Here is a 24,498-nt window from a genome sequence, read left to right as displayed (position 1 = left end):
GGCCTCTCAATTTTTTGCGGACAGAAAAGATTTTAGTTCACGGATACTATTCAATTCCGTATAATGGTTAAGGATTAGTTTAACATAAGTTATGATAATGGTTTAATGATGATAATCATGTGTCAACTAGAGAAAAACGTAAAGAAGGTTTGGGATTGGCTGGAAACGTTATTGAATTTCGTCACATTAGCAAGAGCTACGACGAAACACAAGTATTGAAGCAAATTGATTTCGAAATCGAGGCGGGAAAATTTTATACCTTATTGGGCCCGTCAGGATGTGGTAAAACCACGATTTTGCGAATGATTGCGGGATTTTTACAACCGACTGCGGGTGACATCTTGTTCGAAGGCCAACGGGTGAATGACTTACCGGCCAATCGGCGCCAGGTTAACACGGTCTTTCAAGATTACGCGCTGTTTCCACATCTAAATGTCGCGCAAAACGTAGCGTTTGGGTTGGAGATTAAAAAGGTGGCCAAGGGGCAGATTGCACAGAAGGTGGAAGAAGCCCTGCGACTGGTTCAACTCAGCGGATATGGTAATCGAGAAATTTCTGAACTGTCCGGTGGTCAAAAACAACGGGTCGCCATTGCTAGAGCGATTGCCAATGAGCCTAAGGTGCTCCTCCTAGATGAACCGCTATCCGCATTGGATCATAAGCTACGTAAGGAAATGCAAAGTGAACTACGCTCGTTACAGCGGCGTTTAGGCATTACCTTTATTTTTGTGACCCACGATCAAGAGGAAGCCTTAGCAATGAGTGATCAAATTTTTGTCATGAATGCCGGCAAGATTCTCCAAAGCGGGACGCCGGTTGATATTTATGATGAACCGATCAACCACTTTGTTGCGGATTTCATTGGTGAAAGCAATATTATTCCCGGCAAAATGAAAGCCGATTACGTGGTGAGTTTTGACGGACACGAGTTTGACTGCGTTGATGCGGGGATGAAGCAAAACGAACCCGTCGAAGTTGTGATTCGCCCAGAAGATTTGGATATTACCGCCGCTAATACGGGGCAGGTCAACGTTACGGTCGATACGCAGCTGTTCCGGGGCGTTGACTACCAAATTACCGCCCATGATGTTAACGATAATGAATGGAAGATTAATTCGATTCACAAAACCACGGTCGGCCAGTTAGTCGGTCTCGCTTTTGATCCGGAAGATATTCATGTCATGCGTTACGGTGAAGACGAAGCGACCTTCGATGCGCGCTTGGAACGCTACGAATAGGGAGGGCGAACAATGAAAAGCAAAACAGCCTACCTCACGCCCTATTTTTTGTGGATTGCCCTCTTTGTGATCGCCCCCATGGCGTTGATCCTATACCAGTCGTTTTTTAGTATCACAGGCCATTTCACGTTTGGTAACTACGAGCAGTACTTGTCGTCGGGCGTCTACCTCAAGATGACGGTTAACTCGATTTGGTACGCCTTCATCATCACGGTACTGGCACTTTTAGTGAGCTACCCAACGGCCTACCTGATTAACCATTTAAAGAACAAACAATTATGGTTACTGCTAATTATCCTGCCAACGTGGATTAACCTCCTATTGAAAACCTATGCGTTCATTGGATTATTTAGTCAAAACGGCTCGATCAATGATTTTCTCCGATTTGTCGGTCTGGGGAGTCATCAGATTTTGTTTACGGACGCGAGCTTTATTTTTGTGGCCACCTACATCGAAATTCCGTTCATGATTCTGCCCATTTTTAACGCCCTCGATGAATTAAATCCATCTCTGGTGAATGCTAGTCGTGATTTAGGCGCCAGTGCGTGGCAGACATTTCGACGGGTGATTTTTCCGCTGACCATGCCGGGCGTTAAGGCCGGTGTCCAGGCCGTATTCATTCCATCACTTTCCCTCTTCATGATTACCCGTCTGATCGGGGGCAATCGTGTGATTACGCTGGGGACGGCCATCGAGGAACACTTCTTGGTGACTCAGAACTGGGGGATGGGGTCGACAATTGGGGTGATCTTGATTCTAGCCATGTTTGTGGTGATGTTTTTGACCCGGGATCGTAAGAACAAAGGGGGGCAGATTCGATGAAACGTGATCACCCAATTCGATGGAGCAACCTCTACCTGTTACTGGTCTTTATCGTGCTCTACTTACCGATTATTTATCTGATTATTTACTCATTCAATGCCGGTGATACGATGGATCGCATCACGGGGTTCTCATGGCGGCACTACCTCACGCTGTTTGCGGACACGCGCATGATCAGTATTGTGCTTAATACCGTGATTATTGCGGTATTGTCGGCACTGCTAGCGACGATCATTGGGACGTTCGGTGCGCTCGGTATTGATCAACTCAAAAAGCGGAGTCTCCAAAATGGTATTCTGTCATTAAATAATGTCTTGATGGTTTCGCCGGATGTTATTATTGGGGCCAGTTTTTTAATCTTCTTTACCTTTCTGGGCGTCAAGCTGGGATTTGGTTCGGTCCTCCTCAGTCACATTGCCTTTTCGGTGCCCATTGTGGTGCTCATGGTCCTGCCCAAAATCAAGGATATGTCGCAAACGATGATTGATGCGGCCTATGATTTGGGGGCAACCAAGTGGCAAACGTTGACGCGTGTGATTCTGCCGGCGATTACCCCCGGGATTTTTGCGGGGTATTTCATGGCGTTCACGTATTCACTGGATGACTTTGCGGTCACTTTTTTCGTGACTGGAAACGGCTTTTCGACGTTATCCGTCGAGATCTATTCGCGCGCACGGCAGGGAATTGATCTGGAAGTCAATGCCTTATCGACGTTGATGTTCCTCGTATCATTGTTGTTGGTGGGTGGGTATTACCTGTTAAACCGGTACAATGAAAAGAAAAAAATTCACCGTGCGAAGGCGAGTCAGGAGGTGGATGACGCATGAAAAAATTGACGCTCATCATTACTGCCATTCTGATTTTTTGTGGTGTCCTCTTTGGAATCAACCACGAATTGAATGCCAAAACCAGTGCTGACGGACAAAGGGTTCTCAATATCTATAACTGGGGCGATTATATTGACCCCGCATTAATTAAAAAGTTTGAACATCAAACGGGCTACCACGTCGTGTATGAAACGTTTGATAGCAACGAGGCGATGTTGACCAAAATCAAGCAGGGGGGGACGAGCTATGATTTGGCGGTACCGAGTGATTACACGGTCCAACGCATGCGTAAAGCCCACCTGTTAGTGAAGCTCGACAAGCGTCGGTTACCACTGTTAAAAAATATTGATCAGCGTTTTATGAACTTAACATTTGACCCCGGTAATGATTATTCGGTACCCTATTTTTGGGGGACATTAGGAATTGTTTATAATGATCAGATGGTTAAAGCGAGTCAGGTTCAGCACTGGTCACAGCTATGGAACCCGCAGTTTAAGAACCAGATCATGCTGACTGATAGTGCGCGTGACATGCTCGCGATTGCGCTGATTCCACTAGGCTATTCGGTTAATACCACGAACAAGACGCAGTTGGATCAGGCCGCCAAGCGCTTGGACCAGTTAGCGCCGAACACCAAAGCGGTTGTTGCTGATGAAATCAAGATGTACATGGAACAAGATGAGGCGGCAGTTGCGGTCACTTATTCGGGTGAGGCAGCGGAAATGATGGCTAACAACACTCATTTACACTACGTTGTGCCAAGTGAAGGAAGCAACATGTGGTTTGACAACTGGGTCATTCCAAAGACGGCCAAGCACCGCAAGGCCGCCTATGCCTTTTTGAACTTTATGTTGGAACCAAAAAACGCTGCACAAAATGCTGAATACATTGGGTACTCAACCCCTAATAAGGCGGCCATGAAAGATTTACCGGCCAGCGTTAGAAATGATGCCCAATTTTATCCGAGTCGTGAAACGGTGACTCACTTGCAGGTCTACAAGGACTTACCGTTAAAAACGATTGGCGATTATAACGATTTATTTTTAGAGTTTAAGATGTTTAAGAAGTAGGCCAACACGAAAGTTGAGGACGATCATGACTGAATTAGGAATTATTGCGATGTTACTGATTTGCACGGCGGTGGTGGGAACCCTCGCACAGCGCATTCAGGTACCAGCTGTGATTGGACAAATTCTGGTAGGGGTATTATTCGGACCAGCAGTGTTAAATCTCGTGCATCCGACGGAAATTATTTCCTTTATCGCCGAAATTGGGGTGATCATCCTGATGTTTATGGCGGGGTTGGAAAGTGACCTGCAGTTGCTACGCCGGTATTTGACACCGTCGTTGAGCGTTGCCGTCTGTGGGGTCGTTGTTCCCATGGTGGTCTTTATGCTGGCAGGAAAGATTGCGCACTTGTCGACAGAACACGCGGCCTTTTTGGCGATTACGTTTGCCGCCACATCTGTTTCCATTACCGTGGAAGTTCTACAAGAAATGAAGCGGCTTAACGGCAAGGAAGGGACAACCATTTTAGGGGCCGCCGTGGTGGATGACATTTTAGCCGTATTAATTTTGAGTGTTTTTGTGACCCTCACTCATGATGGCGGTAGCGGGCATCAATTGCCGCTCCAATGGAGTTTACTGATTCAGCTGATTTACTTTGTGGCGGTGTACCTGTTTGTGAAGTGGCTCGCACCATGGGTTATGCGGCTTGGCAACCTCATGAAGGTTAACTCAGCACCAACCGTTTTATCGATTTCAATTTGTTTAGCGATGGCTTACGTTGCAGATTTGGTTGGGTTAAGTGCGGTTGTCGGGGCCTTCTTTGCGGGAATCGCGATTGGCCAGACGGGTGTCAGTCGGGAAATCGAAAACACGGTCACACCGATTGGTTACGCCTTTTTCATTCCGATCTTCTTTGTAAGTATCGGATTAGAAATGACCTTTGCCAGCCTGAAAGATCAATGGATTTTAATTGTGGTTCTGACAATCTTGGCAGTGGTCACGAAGCTCTATGGTGGGGCAATCGGGGCTAAATTAACTGGCTTCAGCTGGCACTCCGGGTTAGCAGTGGGGGCCGGGATGATCTCACGGGGCGAAATGGCTTTGATCATTGCGCAAATCGGGTTATCAGCCAAGATCCTAACGGGAAATCAATATTCCGATATGGTGATCGTGATTGTTCTGAGTACCTTGATCGCACCACTAATGCTCAAACACTACTTTAAAAAAGTTGAATAGAAAAATGCGCATTCTCCTCATCAGGAAAATGCGCATTTTTTATGTTAGTCTTTATGACTAAGCTTACTGTGTGAATAGCCGTAGCTAAAGTAGAGAATAATACCGATCAAGAACCAGACACCGGCGCCAATCCAAGTTTCTAATTGTAATTGCGTTAGCATAACCAAGCAGGCGATTCCTGAAAGAACTGGTAAGACGGGGTACCAGGGAACCTTGAAGCCGCCTTCGTTTTTGATGTCCTTACGATGACGCAGGGGAATGACACCAAATGAGACGAACGTAAAGGCAAGCAGCGTACCGATGTTAACCAAGCTAGTGAGCTGGTCTAGTGGCACCAAGCCGCCCATGATAGCAATGATGATGGTAACGGTGATGAGCGCGTTAACTGGGATCTTGTGCTTGTCACTGATTTTATCAAGGAAGCTGGGTAACAAGCCGTCCCGACCAATTGAGTAAACTAAACGAGAACTAGAGTAAATCATGGTGACCATCATGGTGAACATCCCAATCAAAGCACCAATGGAAATCAGGCCTGCGGCCCAATCTTGATGAACCAACTGAAGGGCAAAGGAGACGGGATTGGCCACGTCTAACTTGGTGTATTTCACAATCCCAGTTAAGACGATGGAAACCGCCATGTATAAGACGGTGGCGACGATCAAGGTCCCGATAATCCCGATTGGCATATTCTTCTTGGCGTTCTTAACTTCGGCGGCTGATGATGAAACGGCATCAAATCCGAGGTAGGCGAAGAAGACGAGTGCGGCTCCTTGCATGACCCCAGAAGCCTTGTAAGGTAAGAATGGGTGCCAGTTACTTGGTTTGACGTAAAAGGCGCCAACGATGACGAAAATAATGATAATAGCAATTTTAATGATCACGGCCCAATTATTAATTCGCATGGACGTGGTCATGCCTCGTGAGAGCAAAAATGAGATCAAGAGGACGATGATAATGGCGACTAAATTGAAATAAGTGCCATGGGCGGGATCAAAGGGGCCGGAAATGGCCTTTGGAACGTGGAGACCAAAGCCCTCGATGAACGAATCGAAGTAGGCTGCCCAGCCGGTTGAAACGGCCGCTACGGCGAGCATGTATTCAAGAATTAAGGCCCAACCTAAAATCCAGCCAATAATTTCGCCCATAACGACGTTCCCGTAAGAATAGGCACTTCCGGCGATGGGCATGGCGGAAGCAAATTCGGCATAACACATGGCTGCTAACGCACACACGACGGCGGACCCTAAAAATGATAAAATAATTCCTGGGCCACTGGTTGTTGCGGCGACAGTTCCTGGTAAAATAAAAATACCGGTGCCGATGACGGCCCCAATTCCGAGGGCCATCAGATCGAAGGCCGATAGTGTTTTGACGAAGCGGTTATCCCGCTCAAGATAACGGTCAAGACTTTCCTTTCGGAATAAATTAGAAAACATAAATAAACCACCTTTGGTATAATGAATAATAGCATTTTAAACTAGGGAATATCATACCGTTGGTTAAGATTAAAAGTCAATTAAAATTCGACTAATCTGTGAAATGTGGGAGGAATTGTGAATAAATGAAAATTGAAGTGACAAGTGGCGCGGTTGTTTATCGAATCGTTGATCAAAAAATTGAGTATTTGTTGTTGCAAAGCATGAACAAAGGTAACTTTTGGGGCTTTCCGAAGGGCCACGTTGAGGTGGGAGAAGATTTATTGCAGACCGCACACCGTGAAATTAGGGAAGAAACGCAGCTTGATTTAACCATTAACGATCAGTTTCACGTGACGACGGAATACGATTTGCCCAACGGCAACCACAAGAAAATGACGTTGTATACCGCAAAACTCGAGCAAGCAACGGATTTAACGTTACAAGCGATTGAAATCAAAAATGCGGGTTGGTTTGACTATGAGACTGCTCGAAATCGGTTAACGTACGACAACTTGAAGCAATTATTAGATGATGTGAATACATATCTAACAACCAAGTAATTTAATTAGAATAGGAAGAAGTTTGATGAAGCATGTATTAGTCATTACCGGAGCGGCTGGTTCCGGCAAAACGACGGTCAGTAACTATTTAAGTGAACATTTCCAAATTCCACGCGTCGTCACCCATACCACGCGCCGACCCCGCCGCGGTGAAGTTGATGGCCGGGATTATTATTTTGAGACCCGGCAGTCGATGGGCCAGCTCCACCTCCTTGAGCGTGTTGAATACGATCATCATTTATATGGGTCCTCGTATGAAGGGTTACAAAAGGCGTGGCAGGATCATGATATGGCAACGATTGTGCTTGATACCAAGGGCGCGCAGACGTATCACGAACGGTTGGGGGAACAAGCAGTGGTTATTTTTCTGACCGTCACCAAGCAGCATGCGTTAGTTAAACGACTTGCGAAACGTGGCGACCTTAAAACTGCGGTTAAGCAGCGCATTGCGAGTGCGGAGTACCATCGTGATCTGACCCTGCCGGACGAATTGACGGCGACGGCCCAAGTCATTACTAACGACGAATGGGAACACACGCAGCAACAGTTGGACGAGTTGGTTCAGACGCTCCAATAAAGGAACACACTTTACTTTGGTTCTCGTGGTGACTATGGTAATATGACGGGTAGAGAAGACATTCAGACGATAGATGGGGCGTTGACATGGAAACAAAGACAACTCAGGCGCTAACAATTTTACAAGATAACCACTATAAAGTAACGAAGCAGCGGCGGTCACTCATTGAGTTTTTAGCACAGCATCGTGATCGCTACGTTGAAATCACCAAGATAGATGCTTACTTGCGGCAGCTTTTCCCGGGGATGAGTCATAATACGATTTATCGCAACCTCAAGGAATTCGAAGAGATCGGCATTGTGGAGACCCACGTGGAAAACGATCAGATGCAAGTCAAGTATCAGTGTGATTATGAAAATCAGCATCACCACCACTTTGTTTGTCAGAATTGTGGGCGTGTTACCGAAATTCAAATGTGTCCCATCGATATGGCCTTTTTTGAGAGTCAATTACCGGGGGCGCAAATTACCGGTCATCGGTTTGAACTGGTGGGCCTATGTGCGCAGTGTCGTGCAGCTCAAAATAGTGATAAGTGACAAATCGAATTCCTGGCGTGGAAAGCGATGCGTCACTTTTTTTGTCACCGATGAAAGTGACTGAAAGATTGAAAAAGCTTCGCGAAATCTTAACAAACTCGACCGGTGAAAGTAGTATACTCAAGACTGATAAAAAGGTAAGCAGAAACTAAGGGGAGAAATGAATTATGGCCTATCGCACACCACCATTTATTACACCATTTGCCATTGTTTCCATTGTGTTAGCGTTAGGGGCAACCAACGTTGTTGTGAACAAGGCAACGAATACGAGTGAAGGGGCAACGGTGACTAAGACGTCATCGAGCACGACTTCCACGTCAGCGTCGGATGAGAGTAAAGCTAGTTCCGATACCGCCAGCTCGGAGAGCAAGCCGAGCGTTGATGACGCGAGCTCTGAGTCTTCTGATGATACCAAGGCTAGTTCCGCCAAGACGACGGAGACGAGTTCGTCTGCTAAAACGGATACGGGCACGACGACCGGCACAGACGCAACGAAGTCAACGGGGACAACCGGTACCACGGACACTGGAACGGGAACAACCAACAACACGACCGATGATACGACCACAACCGGCAATACTGATACCACCACTGGTGATACAGGAACCACTGGAAATACCACGGGCACGACGACTAACGCAACGACCAATAGTTAATCAGTAAAGGAGAAAACGAACATGCTCAGTATTTTAGACATGATTAATCACGGTTTGGGGTACTTTAACCTCAACGTGAAGTTAAAAAATCGCATTTACACGGCGATTGGGTTTGTTGGCCAGTGGTATTTAATCTACGTTGCCGTCCGGTTGCTGCATAACGGCGTTTGGCTGCGCGGAGTGCTCTACCTATTGGTCTTTGTACTCCTTTTGTATTTTTCAGTATTGAACGTGTTGTATTACTTCACCGCAAAGACGACGAAGTTTGATATTTCTCCGAAGATTGAAAAATTAATGGGAGGCCCCCGCAAGGAAGATTTGAAAAAGGATCAAGCAACATCGGCCGCACCCATTATCCCAGCAAACGGGTTGTTTACCAACGATCAAATCTTGCCGGCGAACGTTGCGGTTAATGAACATGAACGGGCCAACCTGAAGCGGGTTGTGAAGCAGCTCATTGACGCACAGGTATTGCTAGACGATTACGGGGCCTTAGACGAACGCCAGATTATTCGGCAAAACCGGGAAACTGGTGAGCCGGTGCCAGCATTACGACCAGACCAACCGATCCCCTATTTCGAATTGGTACCCACCGGTGCACGACTAGAAATTTACATTGGGCTGAACCAGATGGAACGGTTGGCCGTGGGTCATATTACGAGTGTCGGTTTGACCGAAGTGACGACGGCACGAAAAAATTATCAGTTATATTTAGCGAACGTCTTTATAAGTGGGGGACCCGTGAAGATCGCCGGTCGCTCGGACGCAACGCTGGTTTCTGAGGAACCATATGAACTGAATGTTAAGGTGGCCTACAAGACTAAACCCACAAACTAAAATTGATTTTATGATGAGATGTTGATATATTATAGTCTAATCTAATTTTAATAAAGGATTGAGGGATTGTATATGAGTGATAAGATACAGCGATTAGTGGGCCGAATGCGATCGGGTTTAAAGGATGTTTCACCTTCCAAAATTCGGGCGTTCGACCAAGAAGTTTCTGAAATTCCCGGGATTATTAAGTTAACGTTAGGCGAACCAGATTTTGATACGCCTGAGCATATTAAGGAAGCCGCAATTAGAAGTATCCGAGCGAATCACTCACACTACCCGCAATCAGCCGGAACGCCGGGACTTCGTCAGGCGGCCGCTAATTTCCTAGATAAAAAATATCAGCTACACTATACGGCAGATAACGTTGTCGTGACCGTGGGCGCTACTGAGGCCATTTCGGTGGCGATTGGCGCGGTTGTTAATCAAGGCGACAAGGTAATTATTCCCACCCCCATTTGGCCAATGTACATTCCAATTGCCCAGATGCAGGGAGCTGATCCAGTCTTCATTGATACGTCGGCGGATGACTATGTTTTAACACCAAAACGGCTAGAAGAAACGATTCAGCAGTACGGGGATCAGGTCAAAGCAGTCGTATTGAATTTTCCTTCTAATCCAACCGGCATCACCTATCGGCGCGAGGATACGAAAGCCATTGCGGCCGTGCTCAAGAAGTACGATGTGTTTGTCATTTCAGATGAAATTTACAGTGAACTCACATACGGTGATTCCCATGTCTCAGTGGCCGAGTACCTGCCGGAACAGACGATTTTAATTAATGGGGTTTCTAAGTCACACGCCATGACGGGCTGGCGGATCGGGATTATTTGTGCGCCAGAACCGATCGTGCAACAGATCTTCAAGCTGCATCAATTTTCAGTTACCACGGCCACTTACGTTGCACAAGACGCCGCACAGGAAGCCTTTGAAAATGGATTTGACGATGGTCAAGTAATGCGGGCGGAATATGAAAAGCGGGGGCGTTTTGTTTACGAGCAAATGAAGGCCATGGGCTTTGGCGTTTCGCAGCCCCAAGGTGCCTTTTACCTGTTCTGTGAACTACCGGCGTGGCTCGATGAGGACGAAGACAGTTTCTGTCACCATCTAGCGTACGATTATCAAGTCGCAGTCGCTGCGGGAACGCCGTTTGGCCCCGGTGGCGAGAACCACATTCGTATTAGTTATGCGTCATCGATGGCGCAATTACGTGAAGCGATGAAACGCCTTAAAGCGTATATGGCCACGAAACAACCTGAATAAGATCAAAAGATGACGCGGTAGCGTCATTTTTTTGTGATTAAGAAAAGATAATGAACAGAACGAATATTTAAATGCTAATTGTTACATTGGTAAGAGCTTACGTGTTCAGTTTTAGTAGTAACTTAGGTACCTAACTATCTGAATCAAAAAGGGGCTAAATGCTTAAGATTATGAATAAATTCTTGATAGTAACCGCTTACAGAGGGGCAATGCTTTGACGGGATTCTAAAATTGTTCTAAAATTTAACTTAATGTTTATTAAATTAGAGACGAAATCTTAAATTAATATTCACATAATCTTGAAAATTTGGAGGATATTCGTATGTCAATGATCGAATTTCATGATGTTCAAAAATACTATGGCGATTTCCATGCACTCAAGAACATTAATCTAACTGTTGAAGCAGGTGAAACCGTCGTATTAATTGGACCATCTGGTTCTGGTAAGAGTACCCTGATTCGTACAATTAATGGGTTGGAACCCATTCAAAAAGGTCAGCTGATTGTTAACGGCTATGACTTAGCTGATAAGAAAACTGATCCCAACAAGATCCGTAAAAATGTCGGAATGGTATTCCAACACTTTAATTTGTATGCCAACAAGACCGTGTTAGAAAACATTATGCTGGCGCCCAAAATTGTTTTGAAGCGCCCAGATGATGAAAATCGCGAATTTGCGATGAAGTTATTAGATAAGGTGGGCTTAGCTAATAAAGCTGATAGCTATCCACGTCAATTATCAGGTGGTCAGCAACAACGGATTGCGATCGCGCGTAGTTTGGCCATGAAGCCAAAGTGTCTGTTATTTGATGAACCAACATCAGCATTGGATCCTGAAATGATCGATGATGTGTTGAACGTTATGAAAGATATTGCTCGCGATTCTGATATGACCATGCTGGTGGTTACCCATGAAATGGGCTTTGCCCGTGAAGTTGGCGATCGGGTGATCTTCATGGCTGACGGTGAAATCTTGGAAGATGATAGTAAGGAAACCTTCTTTGATGGTCAACCAAGCAACGAGCGTGCTCGTCAATTCTTAAGCAAGATTATTGTGCACAAATAGGGGAGGGAACAGCCATGAAAAAATTGACACGCTTCATGGGGCTGTTTTCTGCACTCGCACTGTTGTTGATCTTGATGACATCTTGTGGTTCGAATTCAGCACTATCTAAACGAGACGTGTTACAGGCCGATAAGGAATCGAATACGATTACCTGGGGTGTAAAGGCCGACACGAAGCTCTTTGGACTAATGAATGTGAAAACTAACCAGGTTGAAGGGTTTGAAATTGATCTGGCTAAGGCGATGACAAAAGAAATCCTGGGTAAGAATGGGAAGGCGATCTTTGTGCCGGTAACCAGTCAAACTCGGGTGCCGCTACTTCGGAACGGGAACATTGATGCAATCATGGCCACAATGACCATCACACCAGACCGGGCTAAACAAGTCGACTTCACGCGTTCGTACTTTAACGCTGGGCAAGCCATCCTCGTGAAAAAGGGCAGTCCCATTAAGAGCGTGAAGGATTTGGATAAGTCTGGTTCCGTTGTACTCGGGGTTACGGGGTCAAACTCGGTGGAAAATATTGCCAAGTATGCACCTAAAGCAAGAGTCTTGCAGCTTTCCGATTACGCTCAGGCATTGACAGCGTTGAAGTCGGGACAAGGACAAGCCTTAACGACTGATAACGGGATTTTATATGGGATGTCCGTTGAAAATCCGGGCTACACCGTTGTCGGTGGTTCCTTCACGAAGGAACCATACGGAATTGCGGTCAATAAAGGCCAAGACAAGTTCCGTCACCGGTTGAACAAGGCGCTGACGACACTCGAAAAGAATGGGACTTACAACCGCATCTTGAAGAAGTGGTTCGGGAACGTTCAAGGATTTAATTATGAGGAGATGAAACGCTAATGATTCACATTTTTGCGACCCAGTGGCCGTTACTGCTCGAAGGGCTTGGCCGAACATTATTGTGTAGTATCATCGCGTTATTCTTTAGCCTGATTATTGGATCGTTGTTTGCGATCTTTGAAATCATGCCAAACAAGATCATGCGCGTGATTGGTAATATCTACGTGGAAGTTTTCCGGAATATTCCACTGCTGGTAATTACCATGTTCTTCTTCGTTGTGATTCCCTTGTACGTCACGAAAATTAACGGGTTTACGGCTGGGACGATTGGGCTGACAATCTATACGTCAGCGTTTATCGCCGAAACGGTTCGTTCAGGGATTCAATCCGTGGATCCTGGTCAAATGGAAGGCGCCATGTCCAACGGTCTGACGTTCTGGCAATCAATGCGTTACGTGGTATTGCCACAGGCGTTCAAGATTGTCATTCCACCACTGGGCAACCAATTTATTAACCTAGTTAAAAATTCATCGGTACTGGCCTTCGTGGCTGGTTTTGATCTGATGTATCAGGGAAATATGATCGCTAACAATACGTTGCAAACCATGCCAACGTTCTTCGTGGTGGGGATTTTATACCTCGTCATCACGATGCCGTTGAGTTACTACATGCGTTATCTGGAAAAGAAATTAGCCTAAAGGAGGTAGTGAACCATGCAAAACTTTATTGACGCGTATTCATGGATCAACATTCGCTACCTGCTTCAAGGACTATGGGTAACGGTCGAAGTTTCAGTTGCTTCAATTATTTTAAGTTATATTTTTGGGACGATCTTAGGGATTATTCGGTATGCCAACATCAAGTACGTTTCAGCAATCGTCGGTTTCATTATCGATTTAATTCGGAACCTGCCATTGCTGCTGATTATCTTCTTTACGTACTTTGGATTACCGAACTTAGGGTTTAAGCCAGCCATTATTGAGGCTGCAATTCTCGCCATGACGGTTTTCGAATCAATGATGATTGCCGAAATTGTGCGTTCTGGGATTGTGGCGGTAGATTCCGGTCAGATGGAAGGGGCGCTTTCTAACGGTCTTTCTTACTGGCAAGGACTGCGAATTGTGATCTTGCCACAGGCAATGAAGAATATGATTCCGGCACTAGTGAGTCAGTTTATTTCACTTGTGAAGGATACGTCACTGGCTACGATCATCGTGTTACCAGAAATGATGTATCATGCGCAAATTATTTACGGACAAAACACCAATTACATCATCCCGATGTTCATTGCGTTGGCCGTACTTTACTTTATTGTTTGTTATGCCCTATCACTCTTGGCCAAGTACTTAGACAAGAGAATGTCGTACAGATAAAAAGGTAAAATTAAAAGGAACTGTGATTGATTAAAATCGCAGTTCCTTTTTTTGAACTTTTAATTAGTTAAAATTGACCTTCGAACTTAATTTGGTATGACTTTGTTTCACCAGCAGGAAGGGTGACATCACCGAAGTTTGGATGGTGTGGCGTGTCTGACAGCGTTTGGGCTTCCAGAGCGACTGCTTCCCAAGGATGACCAACGCCACGGTTGTAAGTCATTGAATCGTCAAATGAGTTAGCGGTAAAGACGACCAACCCGTTGCGTTGTGAGTAAACCTTCAGTGAATGACCACTGGCCGGGTCGCGAAGGGTTGCGACTGGTGTGTCGGCACTTGGCTTCACAACCAAAATGTCGTCAAAGCCTTTTTCAGTGGTGTTTTGCATGCCGTCAATGGCGTCCTTGAACACCGTTGGTTGGCTGAAATCAAATGGGGTTCCAGCATTGTCGAGCAGGTTACCCGTCGCAATCTTTTCGCTATCGAATTCAAGATGTGAGTCGGCGTTTGCTTGGAATGTGTGGGCTAAGATATCCGTTGTATCCGCGTCGCCTAAGTTCCAATAAGCATGGCTCGTTGGGTTGAAGAGGGTATCTTCATCACTAGTAGCGGTAAAGTCAATTGTTACCGAGTTGTCGTTGGCTAGTGTGTAGGTAACCGTGGTGGGCATTTTACCTGGGAACTGGTCCATGGCCGTTGTGAACGTCTTGCTAAGCTTTAATGAAACGCCGTTAGCATCTTCGCTAGTTTCAGCATCCCAAACTTGGTTAGCAAATCCATTTGCGCCACCATGTAAGTTATTGTTGCCTTCGTTTTGGTCAACCTGGTAATCCTTGCCGTTTAATGAGAATTGACCATCTTTAAGACGACCGCCAATCCGGCCAATGATCCGCCCAGCAAAGAAGGGATTGTTTGTGTAGTTTTCGAGGTCGTCAGCGCTCAAGAGTAGGTTGGTCTTCCCATCAGTGTATGAACGCCACAGACCAGCGAAGGTCAGTACTGAAATACTGATCCCGTTGTCGTTTGTTAATGTGTATTCATCAACCGTTTGTCCTTCGTGTTCGCCAAATACCTTTTTTGAAATGTTCATTAATAAATGCCTCCAGAAAAGTTTATTCAACCATATTTAACCGTTACGACAATTTTAGCACGCTTTGCCCGTAAACAAAACAAAGAAAGCGGTTGTTAAAAATTTATTAGAAAACGCTTGCAAAATAGTGTAAGCCCTTTTATAATGATTCTTGTAAGTTGGTTGAGCACACAAACAAACTAAGCAATTATTTCAATTATCTGTCACTGTGCTGAACTAAAAAAACATTGCAAAGTGAGGAGTTGTATCATGCATAAAGTATCTAGAGGATTTATCTACTTCTTCGGTGCGTTAGGCGGAATCTTATTTGGTTATGATACAGGTGTTATCTCAGGTGCGATCTTGTTTATTCAAAAACAATTGCATTTGGGGACATGGCAACAAGGTTGGATTGTTTCAGGTGTTTTGTTAGGTGCTCTGGTTGGTGCGATTGTGATCGGACCTCTGGGTGACAAGTTTGGTCGGAAAAAGATGGTGTTGACCGCCGCCGTGATCTTCTTTATTGGGGCACTTGGTTGTGGGCTAGCCATGGGATTCTGGTCATTAGTTTTGTTCCGGTTTATTTTGGGGATCGCCGTTGGTGGTGCTTCAACGATGGTACCAATGTACCTGTCAGAAGTTGCACCTGCTGAAATGCGTGGGACCCTTTCAAGTTTGAACCAATTGATGATCATGACTGGGATTTTCTTAGCATACGTTACTAACTACGCATGGTCAGGTCTCTATTCAGGCTGGCGGATCATGTTAGCTGCTGCGACAGTACCTGCCGCAATTCTGTTTATTGGTGGTTTATTCTTACCTGAAAGTCCTCGTTTCTTAGTTCGGGTTGGTAAAGTGGACGAAGCTCGTGGTGTCTTAGGGCAATTACGGAATGCGGATCAAGTCCAAGCCGAATTGACTGACATTGAAGAAAAAGCAAAAATTAAAATGGGTGGCTGGGGAGATGTCTTCTCTAAAGTTGCTCGTCCAGCATTAATTATTGGCCTTGGCTTAGCGGTATTCCAACAAGTCATGGGATGTAACACGGTGCTTTACTATGCACCAACGATCTTTACTGATATTGGTTTTGGGGTTTCTGCAGCGCTGTTAGCCCACATTGGGATCGGGATCTTTAACGTGATCGTGACTGCGATTGCCGTGGTTATCATGGATAAAGTTAACCGTAAGACAATGCTGATTGTCGGTGCGTTGGGGATGGCGGCTTCGCTATTCACATTAGGGATTGCAATGCACTACTCACACAACTCAATGACCGCAGCCTACATCGCTGCGATTGCCTTGACGGTTTACATCGCCTTCTTCTCAGCAACATGGGGCCCTGTAATGTGGGTTATGATTGGTGAAGTCTTCCCATTGAACATTCGTGGACTTGGTGTTGGTTTAAGTGGGACGTTCAACTGGGGCGCTAACATGATCGTTTCATTGACTTTCCCAACATTATTGGCTGCACTTGGAACAGAGAAACTCTTTATCGGTTATGGGGTATTGTGTGTTCTGGCTATTTGGTTCGTTCACTCAGGTGTGTTCGAAACTCGTGGCAAGTCTTTGGAACAAATCGAAGGCTACTTGGACGAACGTGCCGGTGTTGCTGCTAAAAACTAAGCATTAAATAGCAATAAACGAAGAGACTGGGAAAATCCCAGTCTCTTTTTGACGTGTTTATTTTAGTCGCTGAATCAAAACAAACAGGGAACCTTCAACCTTGACTGTGAAACCATAACGCCTGATCTTGTATTGGTGGCGTTTTCACGAAAAAATTGATAGACTGGGGTCAATCACTAGATATGAGGAGGAACTGACAATGAAACGATATCAAAAGATTCTAGTTGGCGTGGATGGCTCATCACAGGCTAAATTAGCCCTGTCTCGGGCAATTGACATAGCTGCGGGGTGCGATGCAGCTCTTTTGATTGCCGCCGTCCAAAATGACGGTAAATTTGCGAATTTGGCAACGGGGCGTGCCTCATTATACCGGCTGTCACCGCAGATGGTAAATGAATCGCAACAGCAACTGCAGCTATTTGTTAATCGTTGTGTCCAACAGGCTCAAGAAGCCGGTGTGCGTGTTTCATCGTTAGTTTATTACGGTAGTGCCAAAGAAGAATTAGCGGTTAATCTCCCTCGTCGTGAGCATGCTGATCTGATCGTTGTCGGGGCGACTGGTCTGAATCGGGTGGAACGAATGATTATTGGTTCCACCGCGGCGTACATCGTGGCGAACGCTGATGAAGATGTGGTCATCGTTAAAGCGAATTAAATGCCGACTGAGAAGGCCTTTACAACGTCGAAATGGTATGACATACTGACGTTACAAAAAGTAAGTGGAGGCGTCGCGATGAGTTATACGGTTGATTTTAAGACTGTTGATCAAGTTGGCTTGACCCAGTCACCAGTTGCACCCGCACTGGCCGGTTTAAGGGCTAATGAGGCCCGGTATTTTTGGAATAAGTATCAGCACACCTTTGTGACGGAACCGGCGGCTGAGCACCCTGATATTGTGGCTTATGTGGCTGAGATTCTGAAAGAAAAACAAATCAGTATTTCGGCCCAACCACTGGAAGTTTCACAGTTTGAAGTCGCAGGAATCAAAATGACCTATATTTTTTATATTGATGGGTTGAGTATTAATGTGATGTACACGCTAGCTGAAGGTGGCAAACGGGCGGTGGGGTTGAAATTGTCCGATGGAATGGCAATCCCCGCACCACTAGTAGACAAGTTTAAGTTCGCCCGGCAACGGTCGAAGCTGGCCGGAACGATCCGCGGCAGTTATTTCGTGATTAAGGGGAACTACGAGTAAATCAAAACTACAGGATCACCAAAGCCTTGAACGCTGGTCGTTCAGGGCTTTTTTACGTGTTAATTGGAAACCATGAAGTTTGGTGAGTGATGTTTGAGTGCCGTTAAACGGGTTTGTAAATAAAGTTAACTAACTCGGTAAATCGTGAGACTCGTATATGACTTTAAAGGTCAAAAAATACTAATAAAAGTAAATTATAGCCCTGTGAGGCATTACTTATATCTAAAAGATGTTTTTAATGCTGTGGGTACAAGTTAAACACTGATATAACAACGTTTGAGACGATTATTAGAAATAATGATGATCAAAGGCCTCAACTAAAAGTAGCAGAAAAAGCAAAAAAAGTCGCTAAAAAACGGAAAAATCCATTGACGAATGAAACCGATTACAATATAATCGCAGTTAGGAAATTGAATTTATTATGGTTGTTTAATTTTTTTACGGAGAGGTGCTAGTTATGGATCAAAAGATTTCAAATTCTGAGGGCGCACCACAGAAACCAAAAAACATGGTTCCGTGGAATGAGCGTTTTTCATATAGTTTAAGTGATTTTGCATGTAACCTGTCCTTCCAAATGGTTGGGACGTATTTAATGATTTTCTACACTGATACATTTGGGATCAGTGCTGCCGCTGTCGGAACGTTATTCTTCGTTGCTCGGTTCTTTGACGCCGTTGATGGACCAATTTGGGGGATCTTAATTGACCACACACATACTCGTTTTGGGAAGAGTCGACCTTACTGGTTATGGTTCTCAATTCCATTTGCGGTCTTCTGTGTGTTAGTTTTCACCACACCAAACTTAAGTTTAACCGGTAAGTTGATCTGGGCTTACATTACTTACATTGGTGTTGATGTTTTGTATTCAGCAGTTAATATTCCAATTACTTCGATTTTGCCATCATTAACAAGTAATCCCCAAGAACGGGTTGTGCTATCAACTATTCGTCAATTCATGGGAACTGCCGGTGCCGCAATTATTACTGGGATCACCTTAACCATGGTTGCCAAATTTGGTGGTGGTTCAACAACTAGTGCGCGTGGCTGGTTCATCTGGGCACTCATTGTGGCCATCATTGTTGTAATTATTTTTGGAATCGTTTTCAAAAATACTAAAGAACGTGTCCAAACCAAGAGTTCACGGAAGTCAATTCCGATTAAGACCGCGGTTAAGGCATTGCGGAGTAACTGGCCATGGGCCATCATCATCTTCATCAACTTTATCTACTGGTTGGGGATGCAGACGCGTTCACAAGTTACGGTTTACTTCTTCAAGTACAATATGCACAACACTGCTTTATCATCATTCGTATTGAGTTTACAATTCGTGTCACTGATTGCCGTTGTTTTGACGCCTTGGACTGCTAAGATGATTGGGAAACGTAATACCATGCTTGGTGGAATGATCCTAGCCTGCATTGGTCAATTGCTATTGAGTTTGGGCGCTGCTCACTTGAGCGTTTCCATCATCATCGTGGCTACGATCATTGGTTACTTAGGAACTGGTTATGTTTCTGGATTGATCGCCGTTATGCTTGCTGACGCCGTTGATTACGGTGAATGGAAGAACGGGGTTCGTGCCGAAGGGATTGTAACTTCCTTCTCAAGTTTCAGTGCCAAGCTTGGAATGGGCTTTGGTGGTGTGATCACTGGTTGGATTCTTTCAGCCACTGGCTACGTTGCCAACCACGCCCAATCCGCAACTGCTTTACACGGGATCGAATTGAACTACATCTGGGTACCACTATTAGGTTTCGCCCTTTCAGGATTAGCACTTGCCTTCTACAAAGTTGACGGAATTGAAAAACAAATGCTCGGTGACTTAGCCGTTAAACATGCACGTGAAAATGCAGAGGATGACGACGAAAAGTAATCAGCCAACCATAATATAATTCAAAAAAAACGATCATTCGCAATTGACGAATGATCGTTTTTTAGTGGAGTGCATTAGGATAAGTCGCGAGGAAATCAACTGCGGCCCCGCGCAAGTTAGCGGCATCGGTATAAGTGCAAGTAGTGAGCGAGGGAAGAATCGTGCCGATCTTACTGGCGTCACGACAGGCCGCTACTTCTTGGTTAAGCCGCGGTAGGAGCTCGGGGTTATTGGAGACTGCCCCACCAATGACAATTCTTTCTGGGTCAAAACTATATTGTAAGTTGAAGATTGCCCGTGCCAGAACTCGGTAAAAGCGATCAACTTCCTGCTTTGCAAGTGGGTGATCGCTTTCGGCGAGATCGAAAACTTCTTTGCCATTGTAAATGTGGCCGTCGGCTTGGCGCTTCGTGAAGTGGCGGGCCACTTTGACCGGTGAGGCGATGTCGCTAAGAATATGGTGGTCATCAACGAGCATGTAGCCGAATTCACCGCCAAACAGGTGCTTGCCATGCCAAATATGGTTATCGATAATGACAGCCCCGCCGACCCCAGTTCCAATGATCATAAAGAGCAGATTGGATACATCTTGGCCAGCACCGTCTGTTAGTTCCGCCAGTGCAGCACAGTTTGCATCATTTTCGAGTGTAACGGGCAGGTGTAGTTGTTGGGTCAATGCCGACTGGATATCAAAGCCATGAATGTAATCAATGGCACTTTTACCTTCAATTTGGCCGGTCTGCTTATTAACGGATCCCGGAATGCTAATCCCGACGCCGGCGATGGGGGTACGGTGTTGCAGGAGGTTAACGTGCATCTGCAAAACTTGATAGAACTCAGTCAGGGTAGCTGGAGTAGTTGATTGGCCAGTTTTGGCGAGCTCATGGCCGTCCCAGGTACCAAACTTAATGCTGGTCCCCCCAACATCGATGAGTGCAATCTTGCTCATTTGCTGTCACCCCCGAAGGTTTGAGAGGAGTGGAAGTAAAGGTTGAGATCCGCGTTGAAAAACTTAGTCGTCGAAAGGTTAAAGGCGATATTATTGCCGTAGTAGTTAATTTGCGTCAGGGTCAGTAAGGCATGATCGTCATGAATGCCGGTCAACTGCCGTTGTTGGTCATTCAGAGTGGTGACACTGATGTAGTTTTCGGCATTGTTGACACTAATGTCATAATCACGCTTAACGGCATGAAAGATTGACTGTTGCGCATCGGCCAGGCTTAGTTGAGCAACTTGTGTTTTGAGGTAGTAGCTATCTTCTATGCAGTAGCGCTGGCCGTTTAACTGGCGTAACCGGAGTACGTGGATCAGTGGCTCACCAATTGTAATGTGGAGGTGGTTGGCCTGAAACTGATTGGCAAGAACGTCTTCCAGCGCTAGCACGGTCGAGGTGAGGTGAGAATCGACAGCGCGCATGGCTTTCCCGGCCCCCAATGAGAGATTAACGACGGGGGCGTCATGCATAGTAATCTGGTTAATGTAGTAGCCGCTGCCTTTAACCCGGCGGAGCAACCCTTGCTGACAGACTTCATCGATCGCCTTTCGGATTGTGTTGCGACTAACCTGATAGTGATCGGTCAGTTGTGCTTCACTGGGCAGTTTATCAACGTAAGTTTGCTCATTAATTTGTTTAATAATATCGTCTGCAATATCGTGATACATTTTTCATCATTCCCAACTAATTGATATTCAAAAGGCCTTGCTAAACTTGTACCTACAAGTTATAATAACACATAATGAAAACGGTTTAAACGTGGAGGCTATAACAAATGAAACAAATGCAGGGATACCAAATGCCAAAGGACTTTTTATGGGGTGGTGCAGTCGCCGCTCACCAGCTTGAAGGTGCTTGGCAAGCCGGTGGGAAGGGCATCAGTATCGCGGACGTCATGACCGGTGGTGATAAGAACCAGGCTCGTGTTGTGACGGAGACGGTGGAACCCGGAAAGATATATCCTAATCACTGGGGAATTGACTTTTATCATCAGTATCCACAAGATATTAAGTTATTTGCTGAAATGGGGCTCAACTGTTTCCGGACGTCGATTGCTTGGACCCGTATTTTTCCGAATGGGGATGAGGAGGAACCAAACGAAGCCGGATTACAGTTTTATGAGGACTTATTTGCACAATGCTTGCGTAATGGCATTCAGCCGGTTGTGACGCTGTCTCATTTTGAAATGCCATATCACTTGGTAAAGGCCTATGGAGGCTGGCAGAACCGGCAGTTGATTACGTTTTTTGAACGTTTTGCGCGGGTCTGTTTCGAACGGTTCCATCACCAAGTGAAGTACTGGATGACGTTTAATGAAATTAATAATCAAACCAACTGGCGCGATCCGCATCATCTGCTACAAAACTCAGGATTAATACTTGCGGATGATGAAAACTGGGAAGAAGCAATGTTTCAGGCAGCGCATAATGAGTTTGTCGCAAGTGCCCGTGCGGTGCAAGTGGCCCATGAAATTGACGATCAACTCCAAGTGGGGGCGATGGTGGCGATGTGTCCGATCTATCCGCTAACGTCTAAGCCGGCTGATGTGTTGAAAGCACAGCGGGCTATGCAGACACGCTACTACTATGGGGATGTCCAAGCGCTGGGACAATACCCGCAATGGTTGCTGAAGTATTGGCAACGGCATGATTATAAAATTGAGATTAGCGAGGCAGATCGACAGACACTACGCGCCGGAACCGTTGATTATATCGGGTTCAGTTATTATATGTCGTTTGCCACCCAAGCAGGGGGGGAACAGGAACTCTTCTTTGATGAAGCACGGGATCTAGTAGATAATCCGCACCTCGAAAAAACAGATTGGGGCTGGCAAATCGACCCTGTGGGGCTCCGCTATGGCATGAATTGGATGAACGATCGCTGGCATAAACCGCAGTTTATTGTTGAAAACGGCTTTGGTGCCTATGATCAATTGACTGCCGATGGTCAAGTTCATGATCCTTACCGGATTGACTATTTTCATGACCATATCCTCCAAATGGAAAAAGCCGTCGTGGAAGACGGCGTTGAACTTATCGGGTATACACCCTGGGGGCACATTGATCTGATCTCAGCTAGCACCGGTGAAATGAAGAAACGTTACGGGATGATCTATGTGGATCAAGACGATCACGGCAACGGCAGTCTCAAACGGATTAGAAAAGATTCGTTTTATTGGTATCAAAAGGTAATTGCGTCGCGTGGCGCTGATCTCGCAACTGATACTAGTGATGAAGAATAAGGCGGATATGCTCCATGTTGAGCACGTTATGAATCACGAGTGAACAACCGCCCAGTAGCGCGGAGAAGTGGACATCCTTGGAAAAAACGAGGGGCGGCACAAGGGGCATGTAGGACAAGTTGAGCTGAATGACACGCAGAAGGTCCGGCAACTCATTGATGATTTCGGAGTTAAAGAAGATCATTTGGGGATCAAACGAGATGATCAAATGGTTCACGATCAAGGATAGGTGGTAACAAAAATCGTCAAGAATCTTGGTGACACCGGGATCTTGCTGAGTATAGGCTTGTGCCATATCTTTGAGGGAAAAGTCCTTTCCTAAAACATCCTGAAGTTTTTCAAGAACGCGTTGTTCAGACCATTCAGTTTCAATTGGCTTGAGCTGTGACAGGGGGACGTTTTGACAGTCGTCTTTAAAAATCATGTGACCGACGTCCCCAGCTCGCCCAAAGTAGCCCTTATAGAGTTGCCGATTAATGAGGATTCCCGCGCCAATGTGCTTGCCGACGGTTAACGAGATGATATTGACCAGTTCTTGTTGACTGAAGTCCTGTTCGAAAACGGCGGAAAGGTTAGAGGCGTTTTCGATGACGACGGGGACCTCAAACTTTTCTTGTAGGGCAGTTTGTAAATTGAAGTTGCCAACTGTTTTGAACGGAGAGTCGATAATGTTTCCCCGGTAGACGTACCCCGGAATGGCAATGGAGATGCCACAGAGCCCGTTTTGGGTTTCAAAGTCCGGTAGTTCGGCAATGCTGTCACAAATATTTTGAAAGAGTTGTTGGAGGGTCTGGGCCTTTGACTGGGTAACTGTGTACTCTAACGTCCTCCCATCAAACTGATTTGACATAATCTCAATTTGATCGTCAGTGACACTAAAATTAACCACAAAGCCAAACTTGGCATTTAATTGCACGAGTTCTGGCCGCCGGCCACCACTCGTGGTGCTCTGCCCCTCGCCGATACTGGTAATGAAATTAGCTTTCATGAGGTCGTTAATAATATTTGAAACCGTAACTTTATTAAGCCCCAACTCTTGTGATACTTGATTACGAGAGATGGGGCCTTTATTAATGATGGTCTGAAAAACGGAGCGGTTATTGGCGTTTTTCATGGTGTCTTTTTTGATAACCATTTCCTATTCCCCCAAAGAATTTTAGTTAGCAATATCGCTCACGATAACTAACAGTACAATGATTGATATTTGAAGTTATTATATCTTAATTAGGATAGGGATGAAAGGGGACACAAGATTACAAAAAAAGAAATGTAAGCGTTGACATTTGAACTGAAT

Annotated in this window: 25 protein-coding genes; 20 read left to right on the top strand and 5 right to left on the bottom strand. The window is 45.5% G+C overall.

Going from position 1 to position 24,498, the window contains the following annotated elements:
• Window positions 1-155: 155 nt before the first annotated feature.
• From FC26_RS06315 to FC26_RS06295, 5 genes are read left to right on the top strand one after another with little or no spacing between them, the layout of a single operon-like run.
• On the top strand, window positions 156-1,238 hold the full coding sequence (locus FC26_RS06315; protein WP_057778849.1) for an ABC transporter ATP-binding protein: 1,083 nt from the start codon (window positions 156-158) through the stop codon (window positions 1,236-1,238).
• 12 nt (window positions 1,239-1,250) lie between these two features.
• The gene (locus tag FC26_RS06310) at window positions 1,251-2,060 is read left to right on the top strand and encodes an ABC transporter permease (protein WP_057778847.1); all 810 of its coding nucleotides are present in this window, start codon (window positions 1,251-1,253) and stop codon (window positions 2,058-2,060) included.
• Entirely contained in the window at window positions 2,057-2,887 is an 831-nt protein-coding gene (locus FC26_RS06305) for an ABC transporter permease (RefSeq protein ID WP_057778845.1), read from the top strand. The genes FC26_RS06310 and FC26_RS06305 overlap by 4 nt, the downstream gene beginning before the upstream one ends.
• Window positions 2,884-3,957: an ABC transporter substrate-binding protein gene (locus FC26_RS06300; protein WP_057778843.1), complete on the top strand. Its 1,074-nt coding sequence runs from the start codon at window positions 2,884-2,886 to the stop codon at window positions 3,955-3,957. Before FC26_RS06305 ends, FC26_RS06300 begins: the two co-directional genes overlap by 4 nt.
• 25 nt (window positions 3,958-3,982) lie before the next feature.
• Window positions 3,983-5,131, top strand: coding sequence for a cation:proton antiporter (locus FC26_RS06295; RefSeq protein ID WP_057778841.1), 1,149 nt, complete (start codon window positions 3,983-3,985; stop codon window positions 5,129-5,131).
• A 44-nt stretch (window positions 5,132-5,175) separates the two neighbouring features.
• On the opposite strand, the gene FC26_RS06290 is transcribed toward FC26_RS06295, so the two are convergent.
• Entirely contained in the window at window positions 5,176-6,567 is a 1,392-nt protein-coding gene (locus FC26_RS06290) for an APC family permease (protein ID WP_057778839.1), read from the bottom strand.
• A 125-nt stretch (window positions 6,568-6,692) separates the two neighbouring features.
• Here FC26_RS06290 and FC26_RS06285 point away from each other — a divergent pair, with 125 nt between their 5' ends.
• The 10 genes from FC26_RS06285 (at window position 6,693) to FC26_RS06240 (ending at window position 14,205) form a co-directional block, all read left to right on the top strand.
• Complete coding sequence (locus FC26_RS06285; protein ID WP_057778837.1) at window positions 6,693-7,109, top strand: bis(5'-nucleosyl)-tetraphosphatase; 417 nt, start codon at window positions 6,693-6,695, stop codon at window positions 7,107-7,109.
• Between the two features lie 25 nt (window positions 7,110-7,134).
• Window positions 7,135-7,686 carry a guanylate kinase gene (locus FC26_RS06280; RefSeq protein WP_057778835.1) on the top strand — a complete coding sequence of 184 codons (552 nt, stop codon included), beginning with the start codon at window positions 7,135-7,137 and terminating at the stop codon, window positions 7,684-7,686.
• Between the two features lie 86 nt (window positions 7,687-7,772).
• Window positions 7,773-8,222: a Fur family transcriptional regulator gene (locus FC26_RS06275; RefSeq protein ID WP_057778833.1), complete on the top strand. Its 450-nt coding sequence runs from the start codon at window positions 7,773-7,775 to the stop codon at window positions 8,220-8,222.
• A gap of 167 nt (window positions 8,223-8,389) precedes the next feature.
• Entirely contained in the window at window positions 8,390-8,878 is a 489-nt protein-coding gene (locus tag FC26_RS06270) for a hypothetical protein (RefSeq protein WP_057778831.1), read from the top strand.
• A 21-nt stretch (window positions 8,879-8,899) separates the two neighbouring features.
• The gene (locus FC26_RS06265) at window positions 8,900-9,715 is read left to right on the top strand and encodes a DUF6681 family protein (protein ID WP_057778830.1); all 816 of its coding nucleotides are present in this window, start codon (window positions 8,900-8,902) and stop codon (window positions 9,713-9,715) included.
• 72 nt (window positions 9,716-9,787) lie between these two features.
• Entirely contained in the window at window positions 9,788-10,975 is a 1,188-nt protein-coding gene (locus tag FC26_RS06260) for an aminotransferase class I/II-fold pyridoxal phosphate-dependent enzyme (RefSeq protein WP_057778828.1), read from the top strand.
• A 322-nt stretch (window positions 10,976-11,297) separates the two neighbouring features.
• Entirely contained in the window at window positions 11,298-12,041 is a 744-nt protein-coding gene (locus FC26_RS06255) for an amino acid ABC transporter ATP-binding protein (protein WP_057778826.1), read from the top strand.
• A 14-nt stretch (window positions 12,042-12,055) separates the two neighbouring features.
• Window positions 12,056-12,892 (top strand): transporter substrate-binding domain-containing protein, encoded by an 837-nt coding sequence (locus FC26_RS06250; RefSeq protein WP_057778824.1) that lies wholly within the window; start codon window positions 12,056-12,058, stop codon window positions 12,890-12,892.
• The gene (locus FC26_RS06245; protein WP_057778822.1) at window positions 12,892-13,530 is read left to right on the top strand and encodes an amino acid ABC transporter permease; all 639 of its coding nucleotides are present in this window, start codon (window positions 12,892-12,894) and stop codon (window positions 13,528-13,530) included. The genes FC26_RS06250 and FC26_RS06245 overlap by 1 nt, the downstream gene beginning before the upstream one ends.
• 15 nt (window positions 13,531-13,545) lie before the next feature.
• Window positions 13,546-14,205, top strand: a complete 660-nt coding sequence (locus FC26_RS06240) for an amino acid ABC transporter permease (protein ID WP_057778820.1) — start codon at window positions 13,546-13,548, stop codon at window positions 14,203-14,205.
• A 67-nt stretch (window positions 14,206-14,272) separates the two neighbouring features.
• On the opposite strand, the gene FC26_RS06235 is transcribed toward FC26_RS06240, so the two are convergent.
• Window positions 14,273-15,295, bottom strand: coding sequence for an aldose epimerase family protein (locus FC26_RS06235; RefSeq protein WP_057778818.1), 1,023 nt, complete (start codon window positions 15,293-15,295; stop codon window positions 14,273-14,275).
• A gap of 249 nt (window positions 15,296-15,544) precedes the next feature.
• On the opposite strand from FC26_RS06235, the gene FC26_RS06230 reads away from it, so the two are divergent.
• The 4 genes from FC26_RS06230 (at window position 15,545) to FC26_RS06215 (ending at window position 19,968) form a co-directional block, all read left to right on the top strand.
• On the top strand, window positions 15,545-16,897 hold the full coding sequence (locus FC26_RS06230) for a sugar porter family MFS transporter (protein ID WP_057778815.1): 1,353 nt from the start codon (window positions 15,545-15,547) through the stop codon (window positions 16,895-16,897).
• A 199-nt stretch (window positions 16,898-17,096) separates the two neighbouring features.
• Window positions 17,097-17,552: a universal stress protein gene (locus tag FC26_RS06225; protein WP_057778813.1), complete on the top strand. Its 456-nt coding sequence runs from the start codon at window positions 17,097-17,099 to the stop codon at window positions 17,550-17,552.
• Between the two features lie 78 nt (window positions 17,553-17,630).
• Entirely contained in the window at window positions 17,631-18,095 is a 465-nt protein-coding gene (locus tag FC26_RS06220; protein ID WP_057778812.1) for a hypothetical protein, read from the top strand.
• A 457-nt stretch (window positions 18,096-18,552) separates the two neighbouring features.
• Window positions 18,553-19,968 (top strand): glycoside-pentoside-hexuronide (GPH):cation symporter, encoded by a 1,416-nt coding sequence (locus tag FC26_RS06215; RefSeq protein WP_057778810.1) that lies wholly within the window; start codon window positions 18,553-18,555, stop codon window positions 19,966-19,968.
• A 61-nt stretch (window positions 19,969-20,029) separates the two neighbouring features.
• Here the strand turns inward: FC26_RS06215 and FC26_RS06210 are convergent, their stop codons facing one another.
• Window positions 20,030-20,917 carry an ROK family protein gene (locus FC26_RS06210; protein ID WP_057778808.1) on the bottom strand — a complete coding sequence of 296 codons (888 nt, stop codon included), beginning with the start codon at window positions 20,915-20,917 and terminating at the stop codon, window positions 20,030-20,032.
• Entirely contained in the window at window positions 20,914-21,630 is a 717-nt protein-coding gene (locus FC26_RS06205) for a GntR family transcriptional regulator (RefSeq protein WP_057778806.1), read from the bottom strand. The genes FC26_RS06210 and FC26_RS06205 overlap by 4 nt, the downstream gene beginning before the upstream one ends.
• Window positions 21,631-21,737: 107 nt before the next feature.
• On the opposite strand from FC26_RS06205, the gene FC26_RS06200 reads away from it, so the two are divergent.
• A complete protein-coding gene (locus FC26_RS06200) occupies window positions 21,738-23,204 on the top strand; it encodes a 6-phospho-beta-glucosidase (protein ID WP_083483765.1) in 1,467 nt (488 codons plus the stop codon).
• Here the strand turns inward: FC26_RS06200 and FC26_RS06195 are convergent.
• On the bottom strand, window positions 23,188-24,339 hold the full coding sequence (locus FC26_RS06195) for an ROK family protein (RefSeq protein WP_057778804.1): 1,152 nt from the start codon (window positions 24,337-24,339) through the stop codon (window positions 23,188-23,190). The genes FC26_RS06200 and FC26_RS06195 overlap by 17 nt on opposite strands.
• Window positions 24,340-24,498 lie beyond the last annotated feature (159 nt).

The sequence above is a fragment of the Paucilactobacillus vaccinostercus DSM 20634 genome, assembly GCF_001436295.1.
Lineage (GTDB): Bacteria > Bacillota > Bacilli > Lactobacillales > Lactobacillaceae > Paucilactobacillus > Paucilactobacillus vaccinostercus.
Note: the sequence above shows the minus strand (reverse complement) of the source record. Positions and strands in the feature narration are given on the sequence as shown.